Source organism: Nocardia sp. NPDC051570 (genome assembly GCF_044454005.1).
Taxonomy (GTDB): Bacteria; Actinomycetota; Actinomycetes; order Mycobacteriales; family Mycobacteriaceae; genus Nocardia.
Genome location: NZ_JBITDI010000001.1, coordinates 724,540 through 749,456 on the forward strand (window position 1 = coordinate 724,540; position 24,917 = coordinate 749,456).

Annotated in this window: 2 protein-coding genes (1 of these 2 running past the window's edge); both read right to left on the bottom strand. The window is 66.1% G+C overall.

Annotated features, from left to right (window positions below; translation table 11 throughout):
• On the bottom strand, positions 1–20,532 hold the full coding sequence (locus tag ACIA76_RS03285; protein ID WP_397147827.1) for a non-ribosomal peptide synthase/polyketide synthase: 20,532 nt from the start codon (positions 20,530–20,532) through the stop codon (positions 1–3).
• On the bottom strand, positions 20,529–24,917 hold the 3' portion of the coding sequence (locus ACIA76_RS03290; protein ID WP_397147829.1) for an amino acid adenylation domain-containing protein. Its footprint extends 10,743 nt past the window's final position; 4,389 of the gene's 15,132 nt are visible here — the last part of the coding sequence; the start codon falls outside the window, past its right edge — the gene reads right to left on this strand; the stop codon is at positions 20,529–20,531. The genes ACIA76_RS03285 and ACIA76_RS03290 overlap by 4 nt, the downstream gene beginning before the upstream one ends.

Sequence of the window (24,917 nt, forward strand, 5' to 3'; positions counted from 1 at the left end):
TTACGCCGCTGGGCCTACATCGCCCTCGGCCAGGAGGAGGTTCAGCATTCGGCCCACGAGATTCATGTTCTCCGGGCGGTCGAAGTCGCTGTGTGCGCAGTCCACGGCGAAGACGTCCATCCGTCCGCCGATATGCGCACGCCAGGCGTGTCGGAGCTCCTCCTCGGGATCGATGATTCGACTACCGTCCGTATCCAGTGCGGCGCAGACGATCGTGGCGTCGCCGTCGTAGTAGGGGGAGGTGTAGCCGTCGAGCAGTGTGCTGTTGTTGATGAGCACCTTCGTCGCCTGCCGCACCAGTTCCTGGATCACCGGGGATTCGAGCTGCTCGCCGAATCTGTCTGCCGCCCAGTCCCGGACACCGGCCAGGGCATCGTCTTCGGATACGTCGGGTTGGTCGTCGGAGGGCATCGGGGGTTTGCTGTCCACGATGCCGAGGAATCCGATCCGCAGTCCCCGCCGGGCGAGCCGGTGCGCTATCGCATGCGCGACTATCCCGCCGTAGGACCACCCCAACAGGAAGTAGGGGCCCTCGTCCTGGAGGTCGAGGATCCGGTCGACGTAGTCGGTCACCATCTCCTCGAAGGAGGCGGCCAGCGGCCCACCGTCGAGGCCGCGGGACTGGATGGCATAGACGGGCCGGTCGGGGAGATGGGGTCCGAGCTGCTGGTAGAACCAGCCGAGACCGCCGCCGGGGTGCAGACACCACAGCGGTTGCCGCGATCCGGAGCTCTTGAGCCGCAGCACCGGATCGAAATCCGTTCCCGCGGCGGCACCCTCGTCGAGCCGGGTCACCAATTGGGCGACGGTGGGCGCGTCGAATATCACCCGGACCGGGACTTCCACTCCCAATACCGCCCGGATCTTGCTGGTGAGGCGGGTCGCCAACAGGGAATGTCCGCCCAGGGCGAAGAAATCGTCGTCGAGGCCGACCCGGTCGAGTCCGAGGATTTCGGCGAACAACTCCGCCAGCATATGTTCGCGGATGGTTTCCGGTGCGCGGTACCGCACCGCCGAGGCGAATTCCGGATCCGGCAACGCGCGCCGATCGAATTTCCCACTCGCGGTCAAGGGCATCGACTCGAGCACCATCACCACCGACGGCACCATGTATTCCGGCAATCGCTCACCGGCGAACCCGCGCACGTCCGCGGCCAGCAGACCGGCCTGCGGATTGTTCGCGTACACCGCGGGGTCGCCGACCTCCGCCGACGGCAGGTAGATGCCGGTCAGCGGTCGGCCGTCGCCGGTTCCGGCATCGAGGAAGACCGCGTCCATCTGCAGGGGTTCGGCCGACCAGGTGACCGCGGCGGTGTATCCCCGTTGCCGTGCCAGCGCGTGCAGATCCTCGGGCACCATGCCCTCGCCCGTCAGCCCGGTATGCGGGATCCCGGTCACGCGAATACCGCCGGGATGTCGATCTCCGAGCAGTCCACGCAACCAATCATGGTCGCGGAACACGACTTTCGGCACCTCGGCAAGCGAGATCGGCGTCGCCGGGGACTTGTACAAGACGATGTCGTAGCGGTACCGGGTCAACTCGTTGACCGAATACCCCCGCTCGAGCTGGATATCGACGCCGGCGAATCCGGGCAGCCCCACGAAGTACTCCGGGGCCAGCAACAGCTCCTGTTCGGCGGCGATATCCCGACGGACCCGAGCGGCGACCGCGGCGGGATCGTCGCCACCGTTCCGCGCGATCTGCACCGCGGTGGCGAAATCCTCGAGCAGTGCCAGATTGCGAACGTCACCCACGAATACGGCGCCGCCGGGAGCCAGGAGCCCCAGCACCTTGTCGAGGACATCACGCAGGTAGCCCTGGCCGGGGAAGTACTGGATCACCGAGTTCAACACCACGGTGTCGAAGTAACCTTCCGGCAGTCCGTCGATATCGTCGGCGGTGCGCACGGACAGCGAGACGCGATCGACCCATCCCGCACCCAGTTCACCCAGCTGCTGTCGCAGTGTGGCGATGGTCGCGGCGGAGAAATCCGTCGCCCAATACTGTTCGCACTCCGGGGCCAACTGCGATAACAACAGTCCCGATCCGACACCGATCTCGAGGACGCGCCGCGGCGCCAATCCGCGGATCCGCTCGACCGTGGCCATCCGCCATTCGCGCATCTGCTCGATCGGAATCGGCTCTCCGGTGAGGCTGCTGTTCCAGCCGTCGAAGTCCGCGCCGAATCCGGCTCCGGATCCGGCACCGCCGGTATCGCTGTCTCCGGCACCGGAATACAGGTCGTCGTATACCCGACGCCACTGCCCCACCAGCTCGTCCTCGCCGACCGCCGGCCCGGACCGATCGGCGACCACATACCCGACCAGCTGCTTACCGCCCGCATCGGTATCGCGCGCCACCACAACCGCCTGCGATACCGAAGGATGTTGTGCCAGAACGGCTTCCACCTCACCGGGCTCCACCCGGAAACCACGGATCTTCACCTGATCATCGACCCGCCCCACGAACTCCAACTGCCCGTCGGCATTCCAGCGCACGACATCGCCCGTGCGATACAACCGGCCACCCTTCGGATCGAACGGATCGGCCACGAACCGCGCCGCGGTCAATCCGGCGCGCCCCTGATAGCCCCGCGCCAATTGCGCACCGGCCACATACAATTCGCCGGCCACCCCGACCGGAACCGGAACCAGCCACGAATCCAGTACGAACACCCGCACATTCCCCAACGGGCGCCCGATGGGAACGGCACCACCCAGCTCACCCACCGCGTCGTAGGCGGTCACACACACCGTCGTCTCGGTGGGACCGTAACCGTTCATGATCTGAACATCGGCGTACGCCGCATGCAGTTTCCGAACCACCGATGCTGTCACCTCGGCGCCGCCGACGAGAACCCGCGTCACGGTTCGCAACGGATCCTCGGGCGAGGATTCGACGTGATCGAGCAATGCCGACAGCAGCGCGGGCGTCGCGAACATCTTGGTCACCGACCAGGATTGGATCAGTCGTGCGATCTCCGTCAGATCCGAACGCCGCTCACCCGCCATCACCACCGTCGCACCACCACACAGCGCGGGCCAGACCTCATAGGTCGAGGCATCGAACGCCACCGACGAATGCGCCAGCACCCGATCCTCGGGACGCACCGGCCACGCCTGAGCGACCAGATTCACCACGTTACGATGCGTGATACCAACACCTTTCGGCACACCGGTCGAACCCGATGTGTAAATCACATACGCCAGATTCTGCGGCCGCACCACGACGACCGACTCGCGACCACTCGCACCATCGACAGCAAGCGCGTCGAGGTGAATATGCGGTATCGCGGTGTCGGGCAATGCCTGCGCGGTGGCCGAGTCGGTCACGACAACGGCCGGTGCGGCATCGGTGAGTATGAATGCCAGCCGATCCGACGGATACGCCGGATCGATCGGCAGATACCCGCCACCGGCCTTCAACACCGCCAGCCAAGCCACCATCAGTTCCACCGATCTCGGCAACGCGACCGCGACCACCGTGTCGGGGCGCACTCCCCGCGAGATCAGGATCCGCGCGAGCCGATCCGCCCGGCCATCGAGATCCCGATACGTCAACTCGGCGTCTCCGCAGACCACCGCGATCGCCTCCGGGGTCGCGGCCACCCGCGCCTCGATCAATCCCACCAGGGTGACGCCCGGATCGATCGCGACGCCGGTGTCGTTCCAGCGAGCCAACACCCACTCGCGTTCGTCGCCGCCGAGCACATCGATCGACCCGACCGGGGCCTGCGGATCCGATACCACCAGCTCCAGCAGCCGCATCAACCGCGCCGTCATCGCCTCGACCGTGGATCGATCGAACAACTCGGTCGCGTATTCGACGAACCCACTCCACTCGTGACCGGCGGGAGCGTCGGCGATATTGAAATACAGGTCGAACCGCGAGGTCACAATGGATACGGGGTAGGGCTCGATCCCGACCCCCGCCAGGTCCACCGTCGGCAGTGCGTTGTTCTGAAATGCCAGCGACACCTGGAACAGCGGGTGATGGGCCGCCGAGCGTGCCGGGTTGAGCAACTCGACCAGCAATTCGAACGGCGCGTCCTGATTCTCGTACGCCGCCAACGCCTTCTCCCTGACCTGCCCCAGGATATCGACGAAAGACGCCGCCGGCGCGACGGTCGCGCGCAACACCCAGGTGTTGACGAAGAATCCGACCACATCGGCCAAGGCCTCATCGGTCCGGCCCGCGATCGGCGACCCGATCGGAATATCGGCTCCGGCACCGAGTTTGAACAACAACACCGCCAATACCGACTGCCACACCATCGACACCGTCGCACCCTCGCGAGCCGCCAACCGCTCCAACGCCTCTCGGGTCCGAACATCGATACCGAAACCCACCAGATCTCCGCGATAGCTGGCCACCCGCGGCCGCGGCCGATCGGTCGGCAACCGCAATTGCTCCGGCAACCCCGCGAGTTCGCCCCGCCAATACTCGAATTGCCGGGACAACACACTGTCCGGATCGGTCGGCAACCCCAGCCATTCCTGTTGCCACAGCGTGTAATCCACGTACTGCGCCGGGAGCGGCTCCCATCCCGGCGCGCGATCCCCGAGGCGCGCCGCATAGGCCGTGGCCAGATCGCGCAGTAGCGGCGCCATGGACCAACCATCTCCGGCAATGTGATGCATCAGCACGACCAGTACGTATTCGTCCGGGCCATAACGCAGCACCGTGACCCTGATCGGAATCCGAGTGGACAGATCGAACCGATATCCCACCGCCGCACTCACCGCCGCCTCGACATCCACGGGATCCACGTCGGCAATGGTCACCGGCACCTCGACACTGCCGGCATCGAGCACACGCTGTGCCGGAACACCGTCGACCTCGACGAAGACCGTGCGCAGAGTCTCATGCCGCGCAACGACATCGCCGACCGCGTCCGCGAATGCCGACGCATCGAACACCCCTCGCAAGCGCGCGGCCAACGGGATGTTGTAGGTGGCGGACGGTCCCTCCAGGCGATGAATGAACCACAGCCGCCGCTGCGCGAACGATAACGGCACCACCTCCGGCCGCGACCGAGCCGACAACATCGGCCGCATCCGCCCGCCGGAATTCAGCCGAGTCACCAACTGCGCCACCGTCGGAGCGTCGAATACCGCCCGGATCGACACCTCGACCCCCAGCACCACCCGAATCCGGCTCACCAGACGAGTGGCCAGCAACGAATGGCCGCCCAGCTCGAAGAAGCTGTCGTCCACACCGATCCGGTCGCGTCCGAGGACTTCGCCGAACAACTCGGTCAGCGCCCGCTCCCGCTCGCCCTCCGGCGCCCGGTAGGCCACCGACGAGCCGAACTCCGGGGCCGGTAGCGCCCGGCGATCCACCTTCCCGTTCGCGGTCAGCGGCACCGAGTCGATCACCATCACCACGGTCGGCACCATGAATTCGGGCAGCCGATCGGCCGCCCACCGGCGGACCTCCGCGCCCGATCGGTCGGCGACCACATATCCGACCAACTGCTTACCGCCCTCGATTCCGGAATGGCGCGCCACCACCACCGCCCGCGAGACCGAAGGATGCTGAGCCAGTACCGCTTCCACCTCACCGAGTTCGATCCGGAAGCCACGGATCTTCACCTGATCATCGGCTCGGCCCACGAACTCCAACCGCCCGTGCGCATTCCAGCGCACCACATCACCCGTGCGATACAACCGACCACCATTCGGATCGAACGGATCCGCCACAAACCGTGCCGCGGTCAACCCCACCTGCCCCCGATACCCCCGCGCCAACTGCGCACCGGCGATATACAACTCACCGGGCGTCCCCACCGGCGCAGGCCGCAACCACGAATCCAAGACGAACACCCGCACATTCCCCAGCGGAGACCCGATCGGCACTACCGCACCTTCGAAATCCGCCACCGCCTCGAAGGGGCGAGAGGTCGCGAAGGTCGTCGTCTCGGTCGGCCCGTACACGTGCACGATCCGCATCGCGGGACATATCCGCACGGCACGACGGAATACCTCGGGCGGCATCTCCTCACCGCCGGTCCACACCTGACGAAGTCCGGCGAGGGCATCGGGACACTGATCGATGAACAACTCGAACAACCGAGTGGTGAGAAATGCCGCCGTGACGCTGTGCGCGGCCAGCAATCGGCCCAGCTCAGCGATATCGGGGCGATCCTGCGACGCGACGACTATCCGGCCACCGCCCAGCAGTGGAACCCAGATCTCGTAGGTGGAGGCGTCGAAGGCCACCGAGGAGTGCATCAACACCGTGGCGTGCGCACCGTCTCGCCATACCGGCTTGGTCGCGAAGGCCACGACATTGCGGTGAGTGACGGCAACGCCTTTCGGCACGCCCGTGGAACCGGAGGTGTAGATCAGATACGCCAGATTCTGCGGCCGCACCGCGGGGAGATCGGCCTGGCCCCGCATATCCGTGGTGTCGAGGAACAGGTGCGGTATCGCGGTATGCGGCAACAGCTTCGCGGTGACGGAGTCGGTCACGACGACCACCGGCGCGGCATCGGTCAGAATGAACGCCAACCGATCCGACGGATACGCCGGATCGATCGGCAGGTACCCACCACCGGCCTTCAACACCGCCAGCAACGCCACGAACAACTCCACCGAGCGCGGCAACGCCACTGCCACAACGCAATCCGGACCCACGCCGCGTGAGATCAACGCTCGCGCCAGCCGGGCCGCGCGGAGATCGAGGTCGCGGTAGGTCAGCTCCGCGTCCCCGCAGACGACCGCGACCGCGTCCGGAGTCGCGGCGGCCCGTGCGTGGAACAGGTCGACGATGGTGTCATCGGGGACCTCCACGACAGTGTCGTTCCACCGACGCACCACCAATTCGCGTTCGTCACCGAGGATATCGATCGACCCCACCGGCACAGTCGGATCCGCCACCACCTGCCGCAGTATTCGCACCAACCGCCCCGCCATCGCCTCGACCGCCGACCGGTCGAAGACATCGGTGCGATATTCGAGGTGCAGCGTCAAGGTGGCGGCGGAATTCGCCACGAGTGTCACCGGATAGTGCGAGGGTGTGTTGGGACGCAGATCGGTGAGGCCGATACCGCTGGTAGTAGCCGCCGCACCGATTCCGGCCTGATCGACCGGATAGGACTCGAACCCGATCAGCGTGTCGAACAAGACATCCACCCCGACACCCCGATGGATATCGCTCAACCCGATATGGTGATAGTCCAGCAACGCGGCCTGACGCGCCTGCAGATCGACCAGCACCTCGGCCAGGGTGTCGCGGGAATTCAACCGCACCCGCACGGGCACGGTATTGATGAACAACCCCACCATCGAATCCACGCCGGCAATCACCGGAGGCCGACCCGATACCGTCGCACCGGCGACCACATCATGACGTCCCGTCGACGCCGCCAGCGCAATCCCCCACCCGGCCTGTACAACGGTGTTCACCGTGACCTCGAGCGCCGTGGCCTGCCGACTCACTCCCAAGGCCGTCTCCGCCGCCAGCGGCACCTCGACCCGATCGACCCCGCCCAGCGCGGAATCGTCCGCACCGCCGGTCCTTCCGGCGAGCAGTGTGGGTTCGTCCACGCCCTGAAGTTCCCGGGTCCAGGCTTCCACGCCCGCCCGAGAGTCTTGCCGGGTCAGCCACGCGAGGAAGTCTCGGTAGTCGGGCGCGGGCGGCAATGCCGTGCCGTCACCGCCGGAACCGTAGAGACCCAACAGATCCCGGATCAGCAACGGCAACGACCAACCATCCAACAGCACGTGATGGGCCGTGAGCACCAACTCCGACCGCTGCTCGGACATCAGCACCAACGTCAACCGCAACAACGGCGGCACCGCCACATCGAAATGCGCATCCCGATCCTCGACCAGCAACCGCTCCAACGCCGCATCCCGATCCCCGATGTCGCGCAAATCGACTACGCGCCAGGGCAACTCGACACTATCGACGACCACTTGGATCGGGACGCCGCGAGAATCGGCGGCGAAACCCACCCGCAGAATCGGATACCGGTCGAGCAATCCCTGCCCGGCCGCACGCATCCGAGCCGGATCCACCCGGCCGACCAGGCCGAATACGACCTGCATGTGATAGGCGTCAAAGCCCTCGCCCGCGAATTCCTGATGAAACAGCAACCCCGACTGCATCGACGTCAGCGGCCACACATCCGCCAACCCTGGATACCGCTGCTCCAATGCCTCGATCTCGTTCTGTCCCAACGTCACCAGCGGCAGATCCGACGGCGTGAAACCGCCCGCGCCCGACGTCGCGGCGTGGCGGGCCAACCCCTCCACGGCGTTTCGCCACAGCTCGGCCAGATCCTCGACTTCGGTCCTCGCCAGCACACCCGCGGGCGCGGCGAAGACCGCCTGCAATACTGGTCCCTCGTCCGCATCGACGACCATCGCGCTCACATCCAGCACCGACATCGCGGGCATCGCCGACAACGTCGGATCCAACGGTGTGACCAGCTGTTCGGCATCGACCGACGGAGCCCAGCCCGCTCCTCGAAGGCGTTGCGGCAGTAGATCCGTGGAGGTGATCCTGCCCAGGTAGTTGTATCCGATCTGCCCGGTCGAAAGCCGTTGCAGCACACCAGCGGCCTCGGGATTGAGATACCGCAGTAGCCCGTATCCGATGCCCTTGTCCGGTACCGCGCGCAACTGCTCCTTGACCGATTTGACCACGACGCCCGCGGCCGGACCACCCGCGCACAGGTGGTCCCATTCCGTTGCGGCCGCCTGCAACCGCACCGGGAACATGCTGGTGAACCAGCCGATGGTATTCGACAGGTCGGCACCGGAAACGGTGTCCTCTTCGCGCCCATGGCCTTCCAGTCGGACCAGGACCGAATCCTCATCGACACCGCGTATCTCGCGCCAGCGCGCGACCGCTACCGCCAATGCCGCCAGCAACCCGTCGTCGACCCCGCCATGGAATGCCGCCGGCAGCGTGGTCAACAGCGCCTCGGTCGCCGCCACCGGAATGCGCACCCGCACATGCTGGGCGGTGGCCATGACATCGACCGCGGGGTCCAGCGGACGAGAGCCCAGCATCGAATCGGGTCCGTCGAGAACCGCACGCCACCAGGGCAATTGCTCCACAAGCTCCGGTGCGGAGGCCTGTTCGGCCAGCCCGTGCGCCCAGCGCCGCATCGACGTTCCGGTCCTCGCCAGTACCGGAACGGATCCGGCGGATACCGCCTGCCACGCGGATACCAAGTCCGGCAACAGAATCCGCCACGACACACCATCGACCGCCAGATGATGCGCCACGATCGCCAAGCGCCCCGCCCGCGCTGGTCCGGCATCGAACCATATGAACCGCATCATCACCCCTGCCGCTGGAGCCAACCGGCCCACCGCGGCCCCCAGCTGCGCAACGATGTCATCGGCCTGCTGTGTCAGCCCTACGCGATGCAGCAGCCGGTCCGCATCCACCGAGCCCACCGGCGCGACCTCGAGCCCCGCACCACGCTCGTCATCGACCAACCGCGACCGCAACACATCATGACGATCGATCACCGCAGCCAGAACGACCACCAAACCGGCCCGATCGATACCCACCGGCAGATCCAGCACCATCGACTGACTGAAACCATCGAAACCCGAACCCAACTCCCGCACGAACCGAGCCACCGGTAACAGCGGCATCCAGCCGATTCCACCACCGGCCATCTCCCCCAGCACCACACTCACCCCACGCCCGGCGGCGATCCCCACCAGCGCGGCCACGGTCCGGTATTCGAACACCTCCCGCGGACTGACCTCCACACCCAGCACCCGCGCCCGCGACACCACCTGAATCGACCGAATACTGTCCCCACCCAACTCGAAGAAACTGTCGTCCACACCCACCCGCGCCAACCCCAGCACCTCGGCGAACACCCCCGCCAACACTCGCTCCGCATCCGAACCCGGCGCCCGATAGCGCCTCGACGAGCCGAACTCCGCAGCGGGCAATGCCTGACGATCCACTTTCCCGTTCGCGGTCAACGGCACCGACTCGATCACCATCACCACCGCGGGCACCATGAACTCCGGCAACCGCTCGCGAGCGAATCGACGCACATCATGACCGTCGAGTTCGTTCGCTCGATCGGGGACCACATAGCCGATCAGCTGCTTACCACCGAATTCCGTCTCGCGTGCTATCACCACCGCGCGCGACACCGACGGGTGTTGCGCCAGAACGGCTTCCACCTCGCCCGGCTCGACCCGGAAGCCACGGATCTTCACCTGATCATCGGCGCGGCCCACGAACTCCAACCGCCCGTGCGCATTCCAGCGCACCACATCACCCGTGCGATACAACCGACCACCGGCCGAATCGAACGGATCGGCCACGAACCGTGCCGCGGTCAGCCCTGCCCGCCCCCGATAGCCCCGCGCCAACTGCGCACCGGCGACATACAACTCCCCCGCGATCCCGACCGGCACCGGTGCCAGCCACGAATCCAGCACGAACACCCGCGTATTGGCCACCGGAACACCGATCGGCGCCACCGGGCCGACCAGCCGGTCGGGCACGATCTGTGCCGTCGCATTGACCGTCGCCTCGGTGGGACCGTAGAGGTTATCGATCCGCACATCGGCCCATCGGGCCCGCAGTGCCTCGACCAGCCCCGCCGTCAGCGTGTCGGCCCCGGTATTCACCTGGGTCAGACTCTGGAAGGTGGTGTCCGGCACCGAGTCCACGAATGCCGACAACAGCGGCGGCGTCGCGAACATCTTCGTCACCGACCTGGTCTCGATCAGCCGCGTGATCTCCGCCGGATCCGAACGCTGCTCACCCGCGACAACCAAGGCAGCACCACCACACAACGCGGGCCAGATCTCATACGTCGACGCATCGAACGCCACCGACGAATGCACCAACACCCGATCCCCCGGGCCCGCCGACCACGCCTGAGCAACCAGATTCACCACGTTACGATGAGTGATACCAACACCTTTCGGCACACCGGTCGAACCCGACGTGTAGATCACATATGCCACGTTCTGCGGCCGCACCGCGGGGAGATCGGCCTGACCCCGCATGTCGGTGGTGTCGAGGAACAGGTGCGGTGTCGTGGTGTGGGGCAACAGCTCTGCTGTAGCGGAGTCGGTCACGACGACCACCGGCGCGGCATCGGCCAGAATGAACGCCAACCGATCCGAGGGATACGCCGGATCGATCGGCAGGTACCCACCACCGGCCTTCAACACCGCCAGCAACGCCACGATCAGCTCCACCGAGCGCGGCAATGCCACCGCCACAACGCAATCCGGACCCACGCCGCGCGAAACCAACACTCGCGCCAGCGCATCGGCCCGAGAATCGAGCTCTCGATACGCCGATTCGGTGTCCCCGCAGATCACCGCGACACCATCCGGAGTCGCGGCGACCTGCGCCTCGAACAACCCGACCACCGTGGTGTCCGGGACCACGACGGCGGTGTCGTTCCACCGACGCAGCACCAGTTCGCGTTCGTCGCCTCCGAGGATATCGATCGATCCCACCGGCACAGTCGGATCCGCCGCCACCTGCCGCAGTATTCGCACCAATCGCCCCGCCATCGCCTCGACCGCCGACCGGTCGAACGCATCGGTGCGGTATTCGAGTCGGAGTTGTAGATGCGGACTGGCGCCGGCCACGACTGTCAGGGGGTAATGCGTGGGCGCTTCGGGACGCAGATCGGCGATGGCGATGCCGCTGGTGGTGGCGGCCGCACCGATTCCGGCCTGATCGACCGGATAGGACTCGAACCCGATCAGCGTGTCGAACAAGATATCCACCCCGGCACCCCGGTGGATATCGCTCAACCCGATATGGTGATAGTCCAGCAACGCGGCTTGGCGCGCCTGCAGGGTGGTCAACAGATCGGTGATGGTGTCGCGAGGATGCAATCGCACCCGCACGGGCACGGTATTGATGAACAACCCCACCATCGAATCCACGCCCGCGATCACTGGAGGCCGACCCGATACCGTCGCACCGGCGACCACATCATGACGATCGGTCGACGCGCCCAAGAGAATTCCCCATGCCGCCTGCACGGCGGTGTTCACCGTGACCCCGAGTTCACCGGTCCGCCTGTGCAGCGCCACCGCGGTCTCCACGGTCAGCGGCACCTCGACCCGCTCGACCCCCGCCGAGGCGGCATCATCGAGGCCGCCGGACTTCCCGGCGAGCAAGGTGGGTTCTCGCACGCCCTCGAGTTCCTCGGCCCACGCCTTGACCGCGACCTGAAAGTCTTGGCGGCCCAACCACTTCAGGAAGTCCTTGTAGTCGGGCGCGACCGGCAATGCCGTGCCGTCACCGCCGGAACCATAGAGACCCAACAGATCCCGGATCAGCAACGGCAACGACCAACCGTCCAGCAGCACGTGATGAGCAGTGAACACCAACTCCGACCGCCGCTCGGACATCAGCACCAACGTCAACCGCAACAACGGCGGCACCGCCACATCGAAATGCGCATCCCGATCCTCGACCAGCAACCGCTCCAATACCGCGTCCCGATCCTCGGCATCACGTACATCGACTACCCGCCAAGGCAACTCGACACCATCGATAACCATCTGGATCGGGACACCGCGAGAATCGGCGGCGAAACCCACCCGCAGATTCGCATACCGCTCCACCAATCCCTGCTCGGCCGCCCGCATCCGAGCGGGATCCACCCGCCCGGCCAATCCGAAGACGACCTGCATGTGATAGGCGTCGAAGCCCGGACCCGCGAATTCCTGATGAAACAGCAACCCCGACTGCATCGGAGTCAGGGGCCACACATCCGCGAGCCCCGGATGCCGCTCCTCCAGATCCTCGATCTCGTTCTGCCCCAGCCTCACCAGCGCCAGATCCGACGGCGTCAGACCGCCCGCACCCGAAGCCGTGGCGTGGCGGGCCAACCCCACGACCGCGTTGCGCCACAGCTCGGCCAGATCTCCCACCTCGGTCGTCGCCAGCACACTCGTCGGTGCCGCGAATACCGCCCGCAATACCGGGCCCGCGCTGGTGTCGACGACCATCGTGGTGATATCGAGCACCGCCAGAGCGGGCATGGCCGGGTCCGGGCCCACGGATCCCGCACCCTCGCGGGCCGGAGTCCATCCGGCGCCCCGCAGTCGTGGCGGCAGCAGATCCGTCGAGGTGAGCCTGCCCAGGTGGTTGAATCCGATCTGCCCGGCCGAAAACTGGTGCAGGGCAGCGGCGGTATCGGAATTGAGGTATCGCAACAACCCGTAGCCGATGCCCTTGCCGGGTACCGCACGCAACTGCTCCTTGACCGACTTGATCAGGGCGCCCGCGGCCGCACCGCCCGCGCAGACCTCGTCCCACGGCACTCCGGAAGCATGCAGCCGCACCGGGTATACGCTCGTGAACCACCCGACGGTATTCGACAGGTCGGCACCGGGAACGGTGTCCTCCTCGCGCCCATGGCCTTCCAACTGGATCAACACCGATTCCGCACGCACGCCATGAGCATGCCGCCAGCGAGTCACCGCCAACGCCAATGCCGCCAGCAATCCGTCCTCGACCCCACCACGGAACACTGTCGGCACTGTGGTGGACAGCGTCTCGGTCACCGCCACCGGAATCTCGACGACGATATGGTCGACGGTCCGCATGACATCGACGTCCGGGTCCAGCGGCCGAGAGCCGATCATCGGATCGGGCTGGTCGAGAACCGCACGCCACCAAGCCAACTCGGCCACCCGCTCCGATCGGGTCGCCTCGTCGAGGACACCGTGCGCCCAGCGCCGCATCGACGTCCCGGTCCTCGCCAACACCGGCGCGGATCCGGCGGACACCGCCTGCCACGCGGATACCAAGTCCGGCAACAGAATCCGCCACGACACACCATCGATCGCCAGATGATGCGCCACGATCGCCAACCGGCCCGCCCGCGCTGGTCCGGCATCGAACCACACGAACTGCACCATCACCCCCGCCGCCGGAGCCAACCGAGCGAGCGCGGCTCGCATCTCCGCGAACTGCTGTGCAGGGTCGTCGATGTCGACGCGATGCAGCAGCCGGTCCACATCCACCGCACCCACCGGCGCGACCTCCAGCCCCGCACCACGCTCATCATCGACCAACCGCGACCGCAACACATCATGACGATCGATCACCGCGGCCAGCACAGCTATCAAACCCGCCCGATCGATACCCACCGGCAGATCCAGCACCATCGACTGACTGAAACCATCGAAACCCGCACCCAACTCCCGCACGAACCGAGCCACCGGCAACAACGGCATCCACCCCACCCCACCGCCCGGCAACTCCCCCACCACGGACCCGGCCACCGCACGCTCCACCGCCACCGCGGCCAGCCCCGCGACCGTCCGGCGCTCGAACACCTCCCGCGGACTGACCTCCACACCCAACGTCCGCGCCCGCGACACCACCTGAATCGACCGAATACTGTCCCCGCCCAACTCGAAGAAACTGTCATCCACACCCACCCGCGCCAATCCCAATACCTCGGCGAACACCGTGGCCAGGATCTGTTCCGCACTGGTGCGCGGCGCCCGATAGCGCATCGACGAGGTGAACTGCGGATCCGGTAGCGCGGCGTGGTCGAGTTTGCCGTTCGCGGTCAACGGCATCGACTCGATCACCATCACCACCGCGGGCACCATGAACTCCGGCAACCGCTCGGAGACGAATCCCCGCACATCCGGCCCGGAACCGTCGGCGACCACGTAGCCGATCAGCTGCTTGTCGCCGGTGTCGGTCGCACGCGCCACCACCACCGCCTGGGACACCGCAGGATGCTGCGCCAGTGCGGCTTCCACCTCACCCGGCTCGACCCGGAAGCCACGGATCTTCACCTGATCATCGGCCCGGCCCACGAACTCCAACTGCCCGTTGGCATTCCAGCGCACCACATCACCCGTGCGATACAACCGGCCACCATTCGGATCGAACGGATCGGCCACAAATCGCAGGGCCGTCAACCCAGCCCGGCCGCGATAGCCGCGCGCCAATTGCGCACCGGCGACATACAACTCCCCCGCCACCCCGACAGGCACCGGCACCAACCACGAATCCAGCACGAACACCCGCACATTCCCCAACGGACGCCCGACCGGAACAGCGCCGTCGATATCGACCACCGCGTCGTAGTCGGTCACACACGCCGTCGTCTCGGTCGGCCCGTAACCGTTCATGACCTGAGCACCGGCATAGGTCGCAGTCAGCCTCCGAACCACGTCCACCGTCAGTTCGGCACCGCCGACGATGATCCGTCCCAGCGTCCGTAACGGCTTGCCGGGCAACGATTCGACGTGATCGAGCAACGCCGACAGCAACGGCGGAGTCGCGAACATCCGCGTCACCGACCGCGAGGCGATCAGCCGGGTGATCTCCACCGGGTCCGAGCGTTGCTCACGCGCGACAATCAGCGTCGCGCCACGACACAGTGCGGGCCAGATCTCATACGTCGACGCATCGAATGCCACCGACGAATGCACCAGCACCCGATCCCCGAGACCCACCGACCACGCCTGGGCAACCAGGTTCACGACGTTACGGTGACTGATACCAACGCCTTTCGGCACACCGGTGGAGCCGGATGTGTAGATCACATACGCCAGGTTCTGCGGCCGCACCATCGCGTCCCGATACCGTCCCGGCTGGTATCGCACATCGATGATGTCGGGCTCGTCGAGATACAGGAACGGTATTGCATTGTGCGGCAAAATGTTTGCGGTAGCAGTCTCGGTGATGACCACAACCGGGGCCGCGTCGTCGAGAATGTAGGCCAGCCGATCCGACGGATACGCCGGATCGATCGGCAGATACCCACCCCCCGCTTTCACTACCGCCAGCAATGCCACGAACAACTCCACCGAGCGCGGCAATGCCACCGCCACCACCGCATCGGGTCCGACTCCGCGCGAAATCAACACCTGCGCAAGCCGATCCGCCCGAATATCCAGAGCCCGGTAGGTCAGCTCGGTCTCCGCGCAGACGATGGCGACGGCATCCGGTGTCGCCGCGACCCGCTCGGAGAACAACCCGGCCAGGGTGGTGTCGGGAACGTCCCTCGTGGTGTCGTTCCACCGGGACAACACCAGTTCGCGTTCGTCGTTGCCGAGAACGTCGACCGATCCCACCGGGGCATCGGGATCCGACAGCACCAGATGCAGCAACAGGATCAACCGCGCCACCATCGCCTCGACCGTGGCCCGATCGAACAACTCGGTCGCGAACTCGACCAGTCCATTCCATGGATGCCCGGCGGGAGCGTCCGCGATATTGAACAACAGATCGAACCGTGCGGTCGCAGTCGATGCCGGATACGGCTCGATCCGCACCCCCGACAACTCCAGCGTCGGCAGCGTGTTGTTCTGAAACGCCAACGACACCTGGAACAACGGATGATGCGCGGCCGAACGCACCGGATTGAGCAACTCCACCAACAACTCGAACGGAACATCCTGATTCTCGTACGCCGCCAACGCTTTCGCCCTGACCTGCCCCAGAATCTCGGCGAACGACGCACCCGCGACGACTCCGGTCCGCAACACCCAGGTGTTGACGAAGAACCCCACCAGATCGGCCAACGCCTCATCCGTGCGACCCGCGATCGGCGACCCGATCGGAATATCGTCTCCGGCACCGAGTTTGAACAACAGCACCGCCAACGCCGACTGCAACACCATCGACACCGTCGCACCCTCACGAGCGGCCAACCGCTCCACAGCGATGCGGATCTCGGGATCGATATCGAAACTCACGACATCCCCGCGATATCCGGCCGCTCGCGGCCGCGGCCGATCGGTCGGTAGCCGCAGCTGCTCCGGCAGCCCGTCCAACTCACGCCGCCAGTACTCGAACTGCTGAGAGATCACGCTGTCCGGATCGGTGCGCGCGCCCAGCAATTCCTGTTGCCAGAGCGTGTAATCCACGTACTGCACCGGCAATGGCAGCCACTCCGGCGCTCGATGCTCCGCGCGCGCCGAGTAAGCCGTCGATATGTCCCGCAACAGCGTCGCGGCCGACCAGCCGTCACCGGCGATGTGGTGGATCAGCAGCACCAGCACCCACTCATCGGCGCCGCGGCGAAAGACGGTGGCCCGGAGCGGAATCTCCGACGACAGATCGAATCCGTACCGCACCGCCGCGGTCACCGCGGCATCCAGATCCACGGCAGCCGCCTCGGCGACGGTGATCGGCACCTCGACGCTGTCGGCGGCGAGCACCCGCTGGGCGGGCACGCCCTCGGTCTCGGCGAAAATCGTGCGCAGACTCTCGTGCCGCGCCACGACATCACCGACCGCGGCCTCGAACGCCGAGATATCGAACGCACCCCGCACCCGGGCCGTCACCGGAATGTTGTAGGTGGCGGAGGGCCCCTCCAACCATCCGACGAACCACAGCCGGCGCTGCGCGAACGACAGCGGAACCACCTCGGGCCGCGGCCGAGCCGCCAACGCCGGACGCGGTCGAGTCCGGTCCGCGAGCCGGATCACCAACTGCGCCACCGTCGGAGCGTCGAATACCGTCCGAATCGGCACCTCGACGCCCAGGACCACCCGAATCCGGCTGGCCAGCCGGGTGGCCAGCAACGAATGCCCACCCAATGCGAAGAAACTGTCGTCGATGCCGACCCGGTCGAGTCCGAGGATCTCCGCGAACAACTCGGTCAACACCTGTTCCCGGAGGGAGCCCGGGGCGCGATACGGCATCGAGGACCCGAGCTCCGGAACCGGCAACGCCCGGCGGTCCACCTTCCCGTTCGCGGTCAGCGGCACCGAGTCGATCACCATCACCGCCGTCGGCACCATGTAATCCGGCAGCCGCTCGCCCGCGAATCGACGCACATCATGACCGTCGAGTTCGTTCGCACGGTCGGGGACCACATAGCCGATCAGCTGTTTACCACCGATATGCGTATCACGGGCGATCACCACCGCTCGCGATACCGAAGGGTGTTGCGCCAGTGCGCTTTCCACCTCACCGGGTTCGACCCGGAAGCCACGGATCTTGACCTGATCATCGGCTCGGCCCACGAACTCCAACCGGCCCTCAGTGTTCCAACGCACCACGTCACCCGTGCGATACAACCGACCACCATTCGGATCGAACGGATCGGCCACGAACCGTGCCGCGGTCAACCCCACCCGACCGCGATACCCCCGCGCCAACTGCGCACCGGCGATATACAACTCACCGGCGACTCCCACCGGCACCGGCACCAACCATGAATCCAGCACGTACACCCGTGTATTGGTGACCGGAACACCGATCGGCACCACAGTGCCGACCGGACTGTCGGGCACGACCAGCGCGGTCGCATTGACCGTCGCCTCGGTGGGACCGTACAGATTGTCGATCCGAGCGCCCGCGCACGCGGCTTTCACCGCATCGACCAGCTCCGCGGACAGCGAGTCGGCGCCGGTATTCACCTGCGTCACACTCCGGAAAGGAGTGCCCGGCAACGACTCCAGGTGATCCACCAACGCCGACAACAACGCTGGGGTCGCGAACATCCTCGTCACCGACCGTGACGCGACCAGCCGCGTGATCTCCGCCGGATCCGAACGCTGCTCACCCGCGACAACCAAGGCAGCACCACCACACAACGCGGGCCAGATCTCATACGTCGACGCATCGAACGCCACCGACGAATGCACCAGCACCCGATCTTCGGTACTTACCGACCAGGACTGAGCGACCAGGTTCACCACGTTGTGATGGGTGATACCAACACCTTTCGGCACACCGGTCGAACCCGACGTGTAGATCACGTACGCCAAGTTCTGCGGCCGTACCGCGGGGAGGTCGGCCCGGTCCGGCACCTCAGCGGTGTCGAGCGTGTCGAGATACAGACAGGGCGCTGCCGTCCGCGGCATAGCCCGCGCCGTCACCGAGTCGGTCACGACAATGACGGGCGCGGCGTCCGCGAGGACGAAGGTCAACCGATCCGAAGGATAACCCGGATCGATCGGCAGATAGGCACCACCGGCCTTCACCACCGCCAGCAACGCCACGATCAGATCCACCGTCCGGGGCAGCGCCACCGCCACCACCACATCGGAGCCCACTCCACGCGAAATCAAGACCCGGGCAAGCATTTCGGCGCGCGCATCGAGTTCCGCGTACGAGACCACGACATCGCCGGACAGCACAGCGACCGCATCCGGCGTCCGCGCGACCTGCGCCTCGAACAGCCCGGCCATGGTGGCGTCCGAGACCTCGGCAGCGGTGTCGTTCCACCGGCCCAGCACCAATTCACGTTCGCCACTGCCGAGTACATCGATCGACCCGACCGGAACATCGGGATCCGACACCACCGACCGCAACAATCGCACCAATCGCCCCGCCATCGTCTCGACCGTGGACCGATCGAACAGGTCCGTGGCGTATTCGACGTGCATATCCCAGCCCGCCGACGCGGCCGCATCGCCGATATTGAACGACATATCGAATCGCGATGTCATCGCGGTCAGGGCATAGGGATGGAATACGACCCCCGGCAATTCCAGGGTGGGCGCGGTGTTGTTCTGAAAACTGAGCAGCACCTGGAACAGCGGATGATGGGCCGCCGAGCGGGCCGGATTGAGCAGCTCCACCAGCAACTCGAAGGGAACATCCTGATTCTCGTACGCCGCCAGCGCTTTCGCCCGGACCTGCCCCACGATCTCCGCGAACGACATCCCGGGAACCACGCCCGCGCGCAGCACCCACGTATTGACGAAGAATCCGACCAGATCGGTCAACGCCTCATCGGTGCGGCCCGCGATCGGCGATCCGATCGGAATATCCTCCCCCGCACCGAGTTTGAACAGCAGAACAGCCAATGCCGACTGCAACACCATCGACACCGACGCCCCCGCATCGGCGGCCGATCGTTCCACCGCGGTGCGGATATCCGGATCGATGCCGACGACCACCACATCGCCGCGATAGCTGGCCAGCCGCGGCCGCGGCCGATCGGTGGGCAGCAGCAGCTGCTCGGGCAACCCCGCGAGTTCCCGCCGCCAATACTCGAACTGCTGGGACAGCACACTGTCCGGATCGGTCGACGACCCCAGCAACTCCCGCTGCCACAGCGTGTAGTCCACATACTGCACCGGCAACGGCTCCCATTCCGGAACCCGATCTCGTCTGCGCGCCGCATAGGCGACCGACAGATCCCGCAGCAGCGGCGTCATCGACCAGCCGTCCCCGGCAATGTGATGGATCAGCAGTACCACGACGCATTCGTCTGTGCCGCACCGCATGACGGTGACCCGGATCGGGATCTGGGTCGACAGATCGAACCGGTATCGTGCCGCCTCGGCGATCGCCGCATCGACCTCGGCGGGCCGCACATCGGCGATCGTCACGGGTACCTCGACGCCCTCGGCCTCGAGCACCCGCTGAGCCGGGACACCGTCGTCCTCGACGAAGATCGTGCGCAGGCTCTCATGCCGCGCCACGACATCGCCGACGGCGGCCACGAAGGCCGCGTCATCGAACACACCGGTCAACCTGACCGCCACGGGCATGTTGTAGGTGGCCGACGGGCCCTCGAGCCGGTGCAGGAACCACAACCGGCGCTGCGCGAAGGACAACGGAATCATGACAGACCCGCCTCTCGATTCATCTTGCGCAGGGCCGGTCGGCGAGAGGGAGCCAATTGTTCCCATCTTCGGGCTAGTTCGGCCACGGTGGGCGCGTCGAATATCACGCGGACCGGGACCTCGATTCCCAGCACCGCCCGGATCCGGCTGGCCAGCCGGGTGGCCAGCAGCGAATGCCCGCCGAGGGCGAAGAAACTGTCGTCCACGCCGATCCGGTCGCGGCCGAGGATTTCGGCGAACAGTGCGGCGAGTTCGCGCTCCCGGTCGCTGCCCGGCGCCCGATACTCCGCCGAGGAGGCGAATTCCGGATCCGGCAATGCCGGGCGATCGAGCTTCCCGTTCGCCGTCAACGGCACCGAGTCGATCACCATCACCACCGTCGGCACCATGAACTCCGGCAATCGCTCCCCGGCGAATCGGCGTACATCGGCGGGCAGCAGGGTGTCCTGGGGATTGTTGGTGTGCGCGGCCCGGCCGCCCGCCGCGACCGACGGCAGGTACACGTCGGTGAGCGGCCGGTCCCGCACCGTCGCGGCGTCGAGGAAGACCGCGTCCATTCGATCCCGCCGCGCGGACCAGGTGACCGCGGTGACATATCCGAGCCGCTGTCCCAGCGCATGCAGATCCTCGGGCAGCAGACCCGCATCCACCCGCCCGGCGCTGTCGTCGTCGAGCACCCCTTCGAAACCCGCTGCGAGCCAATCGGTCTGCCGATCTCCCCGCACGGGGTGACCTATCCGGATGCGGTAGGTGGCTTCGACCTCACCGATCAGCCCGGCGTGCGGGATTCCAGTGACCCGGATCCCGCCGGGGTGTCGGCCATGCAGCAGCGCCCCCAGCCAATCAGGGTCGTGGAATTCGACTGTCGGAACCTCGGCGACCGACAGCGGCGACACCGGAGCCTTGTGCAGCACGACGTCGTATCGGTACCGGCTCAGCTCGTTGACCGAATACCCGCGCTCGAGCTGAATATCGACGGCATCGAATCCGGTTGCCGTAGCGCACAGATCCAGGAAGTACTCCGGCGCGACCAGGAGTTCCCGTTCGGCGGAGACGGTGCGGCGCACCCGATCCCGCACGGCCACGGGATCGTCGCCACCGTGGCGAGTGATCTGAACCGCGGTGACGAATTCCTCCAGCAGGGCCAGATTGCGGATATCGCCGATGAATACCGCGCCACCGGGGGCCAGCACCCGCAGCACCTGGTCGAGAACCTTGTGCAGGTACGCCTCGCCGGGGAAGTACTGAACGATGGAATTCAACACCACGGTGTCGAAGTGGCCCTCGGGCAAGCCATCCGAATCGTCCGCCGCCCGGACACTGGTGAACACATGATCGGCCCAGGGCGCATCGAGTCCGTCCAACCGTTCTCGAAGCGTGGCGATAGTGGCGGCGGAAAAGTCAGTCGCCCAATACTCCTCGCAATCGGGGGCCACTTCCGACAGCAGCAGTCCCGAACCGACGCCGATCTCGAGCACCCGCCGCGGGCGCAACGCCCGGATGCGCTCGACCGTGGCCGTCCGCCACTCACGCATCTGCTCCACCGGAATCGGCGCCCCGGTATAGCTGCTGTTCCAGCCGCTGAAATCCGCACCGAATCCGGGCTTACCGTTGCGTGTGCCGTTCCCGGCACCGGTGTACAGGTCCTCATAGACCCGACGCCACTGCCCCACCAATTCGCCCTCTCCGACGACCGGTCCGGAGCGGTCGGCGACCACATAGCCGATCAGCTGCTTGTCGCCGGTGTCGGTATCGCGCGCCACGACCACCGCCCGGGAGACCGAAGGGTGTTGAGCCAGTGCGCTTTCCACCTCACCGGGTTCGACCCGGAAGCCACGGATCTTGACCTGATCATCGGCTCGGCCCACGAACTCCAACTGGCCGTTGGTATTCCAGCGCACCACATCACCCGTGCGATACATCCGGCCACCGGGGTCGAAGGGATCGGCCACGAACCGTGCCGCGGTCAACCCCGCCCGGCCGCGATAGCCGCGCGCCAATTGCGCACCGGCGACATACAACTCCCCCGCCACCCCGACAGGCACCGGCACCAACCACGAATCCAGCACGAACACCCGCACATTCCCCAACGGACGCCCGATCGGAACAGCGCCGTCGATATCGGCCACCGCGTCGTAGTCGGTCACACACGCCGTCGTCTCGGTCGGCCCGTAACCGTTCATGACCTGAGCACCGGCATAGGTCGCAGTCAGCCTCCGAACCACGTCCACCGTCAGTTCGGCACCGCCGACGATGATCCGCTCCAGCGTCCGTAACGGCTTGCCGGGCAACGATTCGACGTGATCGAGCAACGCCGACAGCAACGGCGGAGTCGCGAACATCCGCGTCACCGACCAGGATTCGATCAGACCTGTGATCTGCACCAGATCAGAACGCCGCTCACTCGCCACGACCAACGTGGCGCCACGACACAGTGCGGGCCAGATCTCGTACGTCGAGGCATCGAACGCCACCGACGAATGCACCAGCACCCGATCCTCAGGACTCACCGACCACGCCCGAGCAACCAGATTCACCACGTTACGATGTGTGATACCAACACCTTTCGGCACACCGGTCGACCCCGACGTGTAGATCACATACGCCAGATTCTGCGGCCGCACCACGACAGCCGAGTCGCGACCTCCCGCACCCTCGGCGGCAAGCGCGTCGAGGTGGATACGCGGTATCACGGTGTCGGGCAATGCCTGTGCGGTCACCGAATCGGTGACGACGGCCACCGGCGCGGCATCGGCGAGGACGAATGCCAGCCGATCCGAGCGATACGCCGGATCGATCGGCAGATACCCGCCACCGGCCCGCAACACCGCCAGCAATGCCACGACCAACTCGGCGGATCTCGGCAACGCCACCGCGACCACCGCATCCGGACCCACCCCGCGCGATATCAGCACGCGCGCCAACCGAGCCGCCCGGACATCGAGATCGCGATACGTCAGCTCGACGTCGCCGCACGCCACGGCGATCGCCGCCGGGGTCCGAGCGACCTGCGCCCGGAACAGTCCGATGAGGGTGGTGTCGGCGATATCGGCGGTCGTATCGTTCCACCGGCGCAGCACCAGTTCGCGTTCGGCGGTGTCGAGGATATCGATCGATCCCACCGGCGTACCCGGATCCGATCCGATCCGTCGCAGTATCCGGAGGAATCGGGCCGCCATCGCCTCGACCGTGGGCCGATCGAACAACTCGGTCGCGTATTCGACGAGCCCGTCCCACGCGCGGCCGGCCGCGGAGTTCGCGATATTGAAGAACAGGTCGAATCGCGCGGTCGCGGTGTACGCCGGATAGGGCTCGATCCGAACGCCCGGCAACTCCAACGCGGGCAGGGCGTTGTTCTGGAACGCCAGCGATACCTGGAACAGCGGATGGTGCGCCGCGGAGCGGGTCGGGTTGAGCAGCTCGACCAGCAACTCGAACGGAACATCCTGATTCTCGTACGCGGCCAACGCCTTCGCCCTGACCTGGTCCAGGATCTCGGTGAACGACTCCGCCGCGCGGACCCGGGTGCGGAGCACCCAGGTGTTGACGAAGAATCCGACCAGATCGGCCAGCGCCTCATCGGTGCGGCCCGCGATCGGCGACCCGATCGGAATATCCTCTCCGGCACCGAGTTTGAACAGCAGGACGGCCAATGCCGACTGCAGCACCATCGAGGCCGTCGCACCCGAGCGAGCCGCCAAGCGCTCCACCGCGTTTCGCGTCTCGGGATCGATGCCGAACAGCACCATATCCCCGCGATAGCCGGCCACCCGCGGCCGCGGCCGATCGGTCGGCAGCCGCAGCTGTTCCGGTAGACCGTCGAGCGCCCGCCGCCAATACTCGAACTGCCGGAACAACACACTGTCCGGATCGACGGGCGAGCCCAGCAACTCCTCCTGCCACAGTGTGTAATCCACATACTGCACCGGCAGCGGCGTCCACTCCGGCGCGCGATGCGTCGAGCGCGCCGTGTAGGCCGTGGCCAGATCCCGCAACAGCGGCGTCATCGACCATCCGTCACCGGCGATGTGATGGATCAACACGACCAGCACACACTCATCGTCGCCACAGCGAAAGACCTCGGCACGCACGGGAATCTCCGCCGACAGGTCGAATTCGTAGCGCACCGCCGCGGTCACCGCCGCATCCGTCTCGGCGGGATCGACGTCGATCACGGTCACCGGCACCTCGACGTCCTCGACGTCGAGCACCCGCTGGGCGGGCACACCGATGGCATCGGCGAATATCGTTCGCAGGCTTTCGTGCCGGATGACGACATCGCCGACCGCGGCCGCGAATGCCGACGCATCGAACGCGCCGGTCAACCGCACCGCCAGGGCGATGTTGTAGGTGGCGGAGGGCCCTTCGAGCCGATGGATGAACCA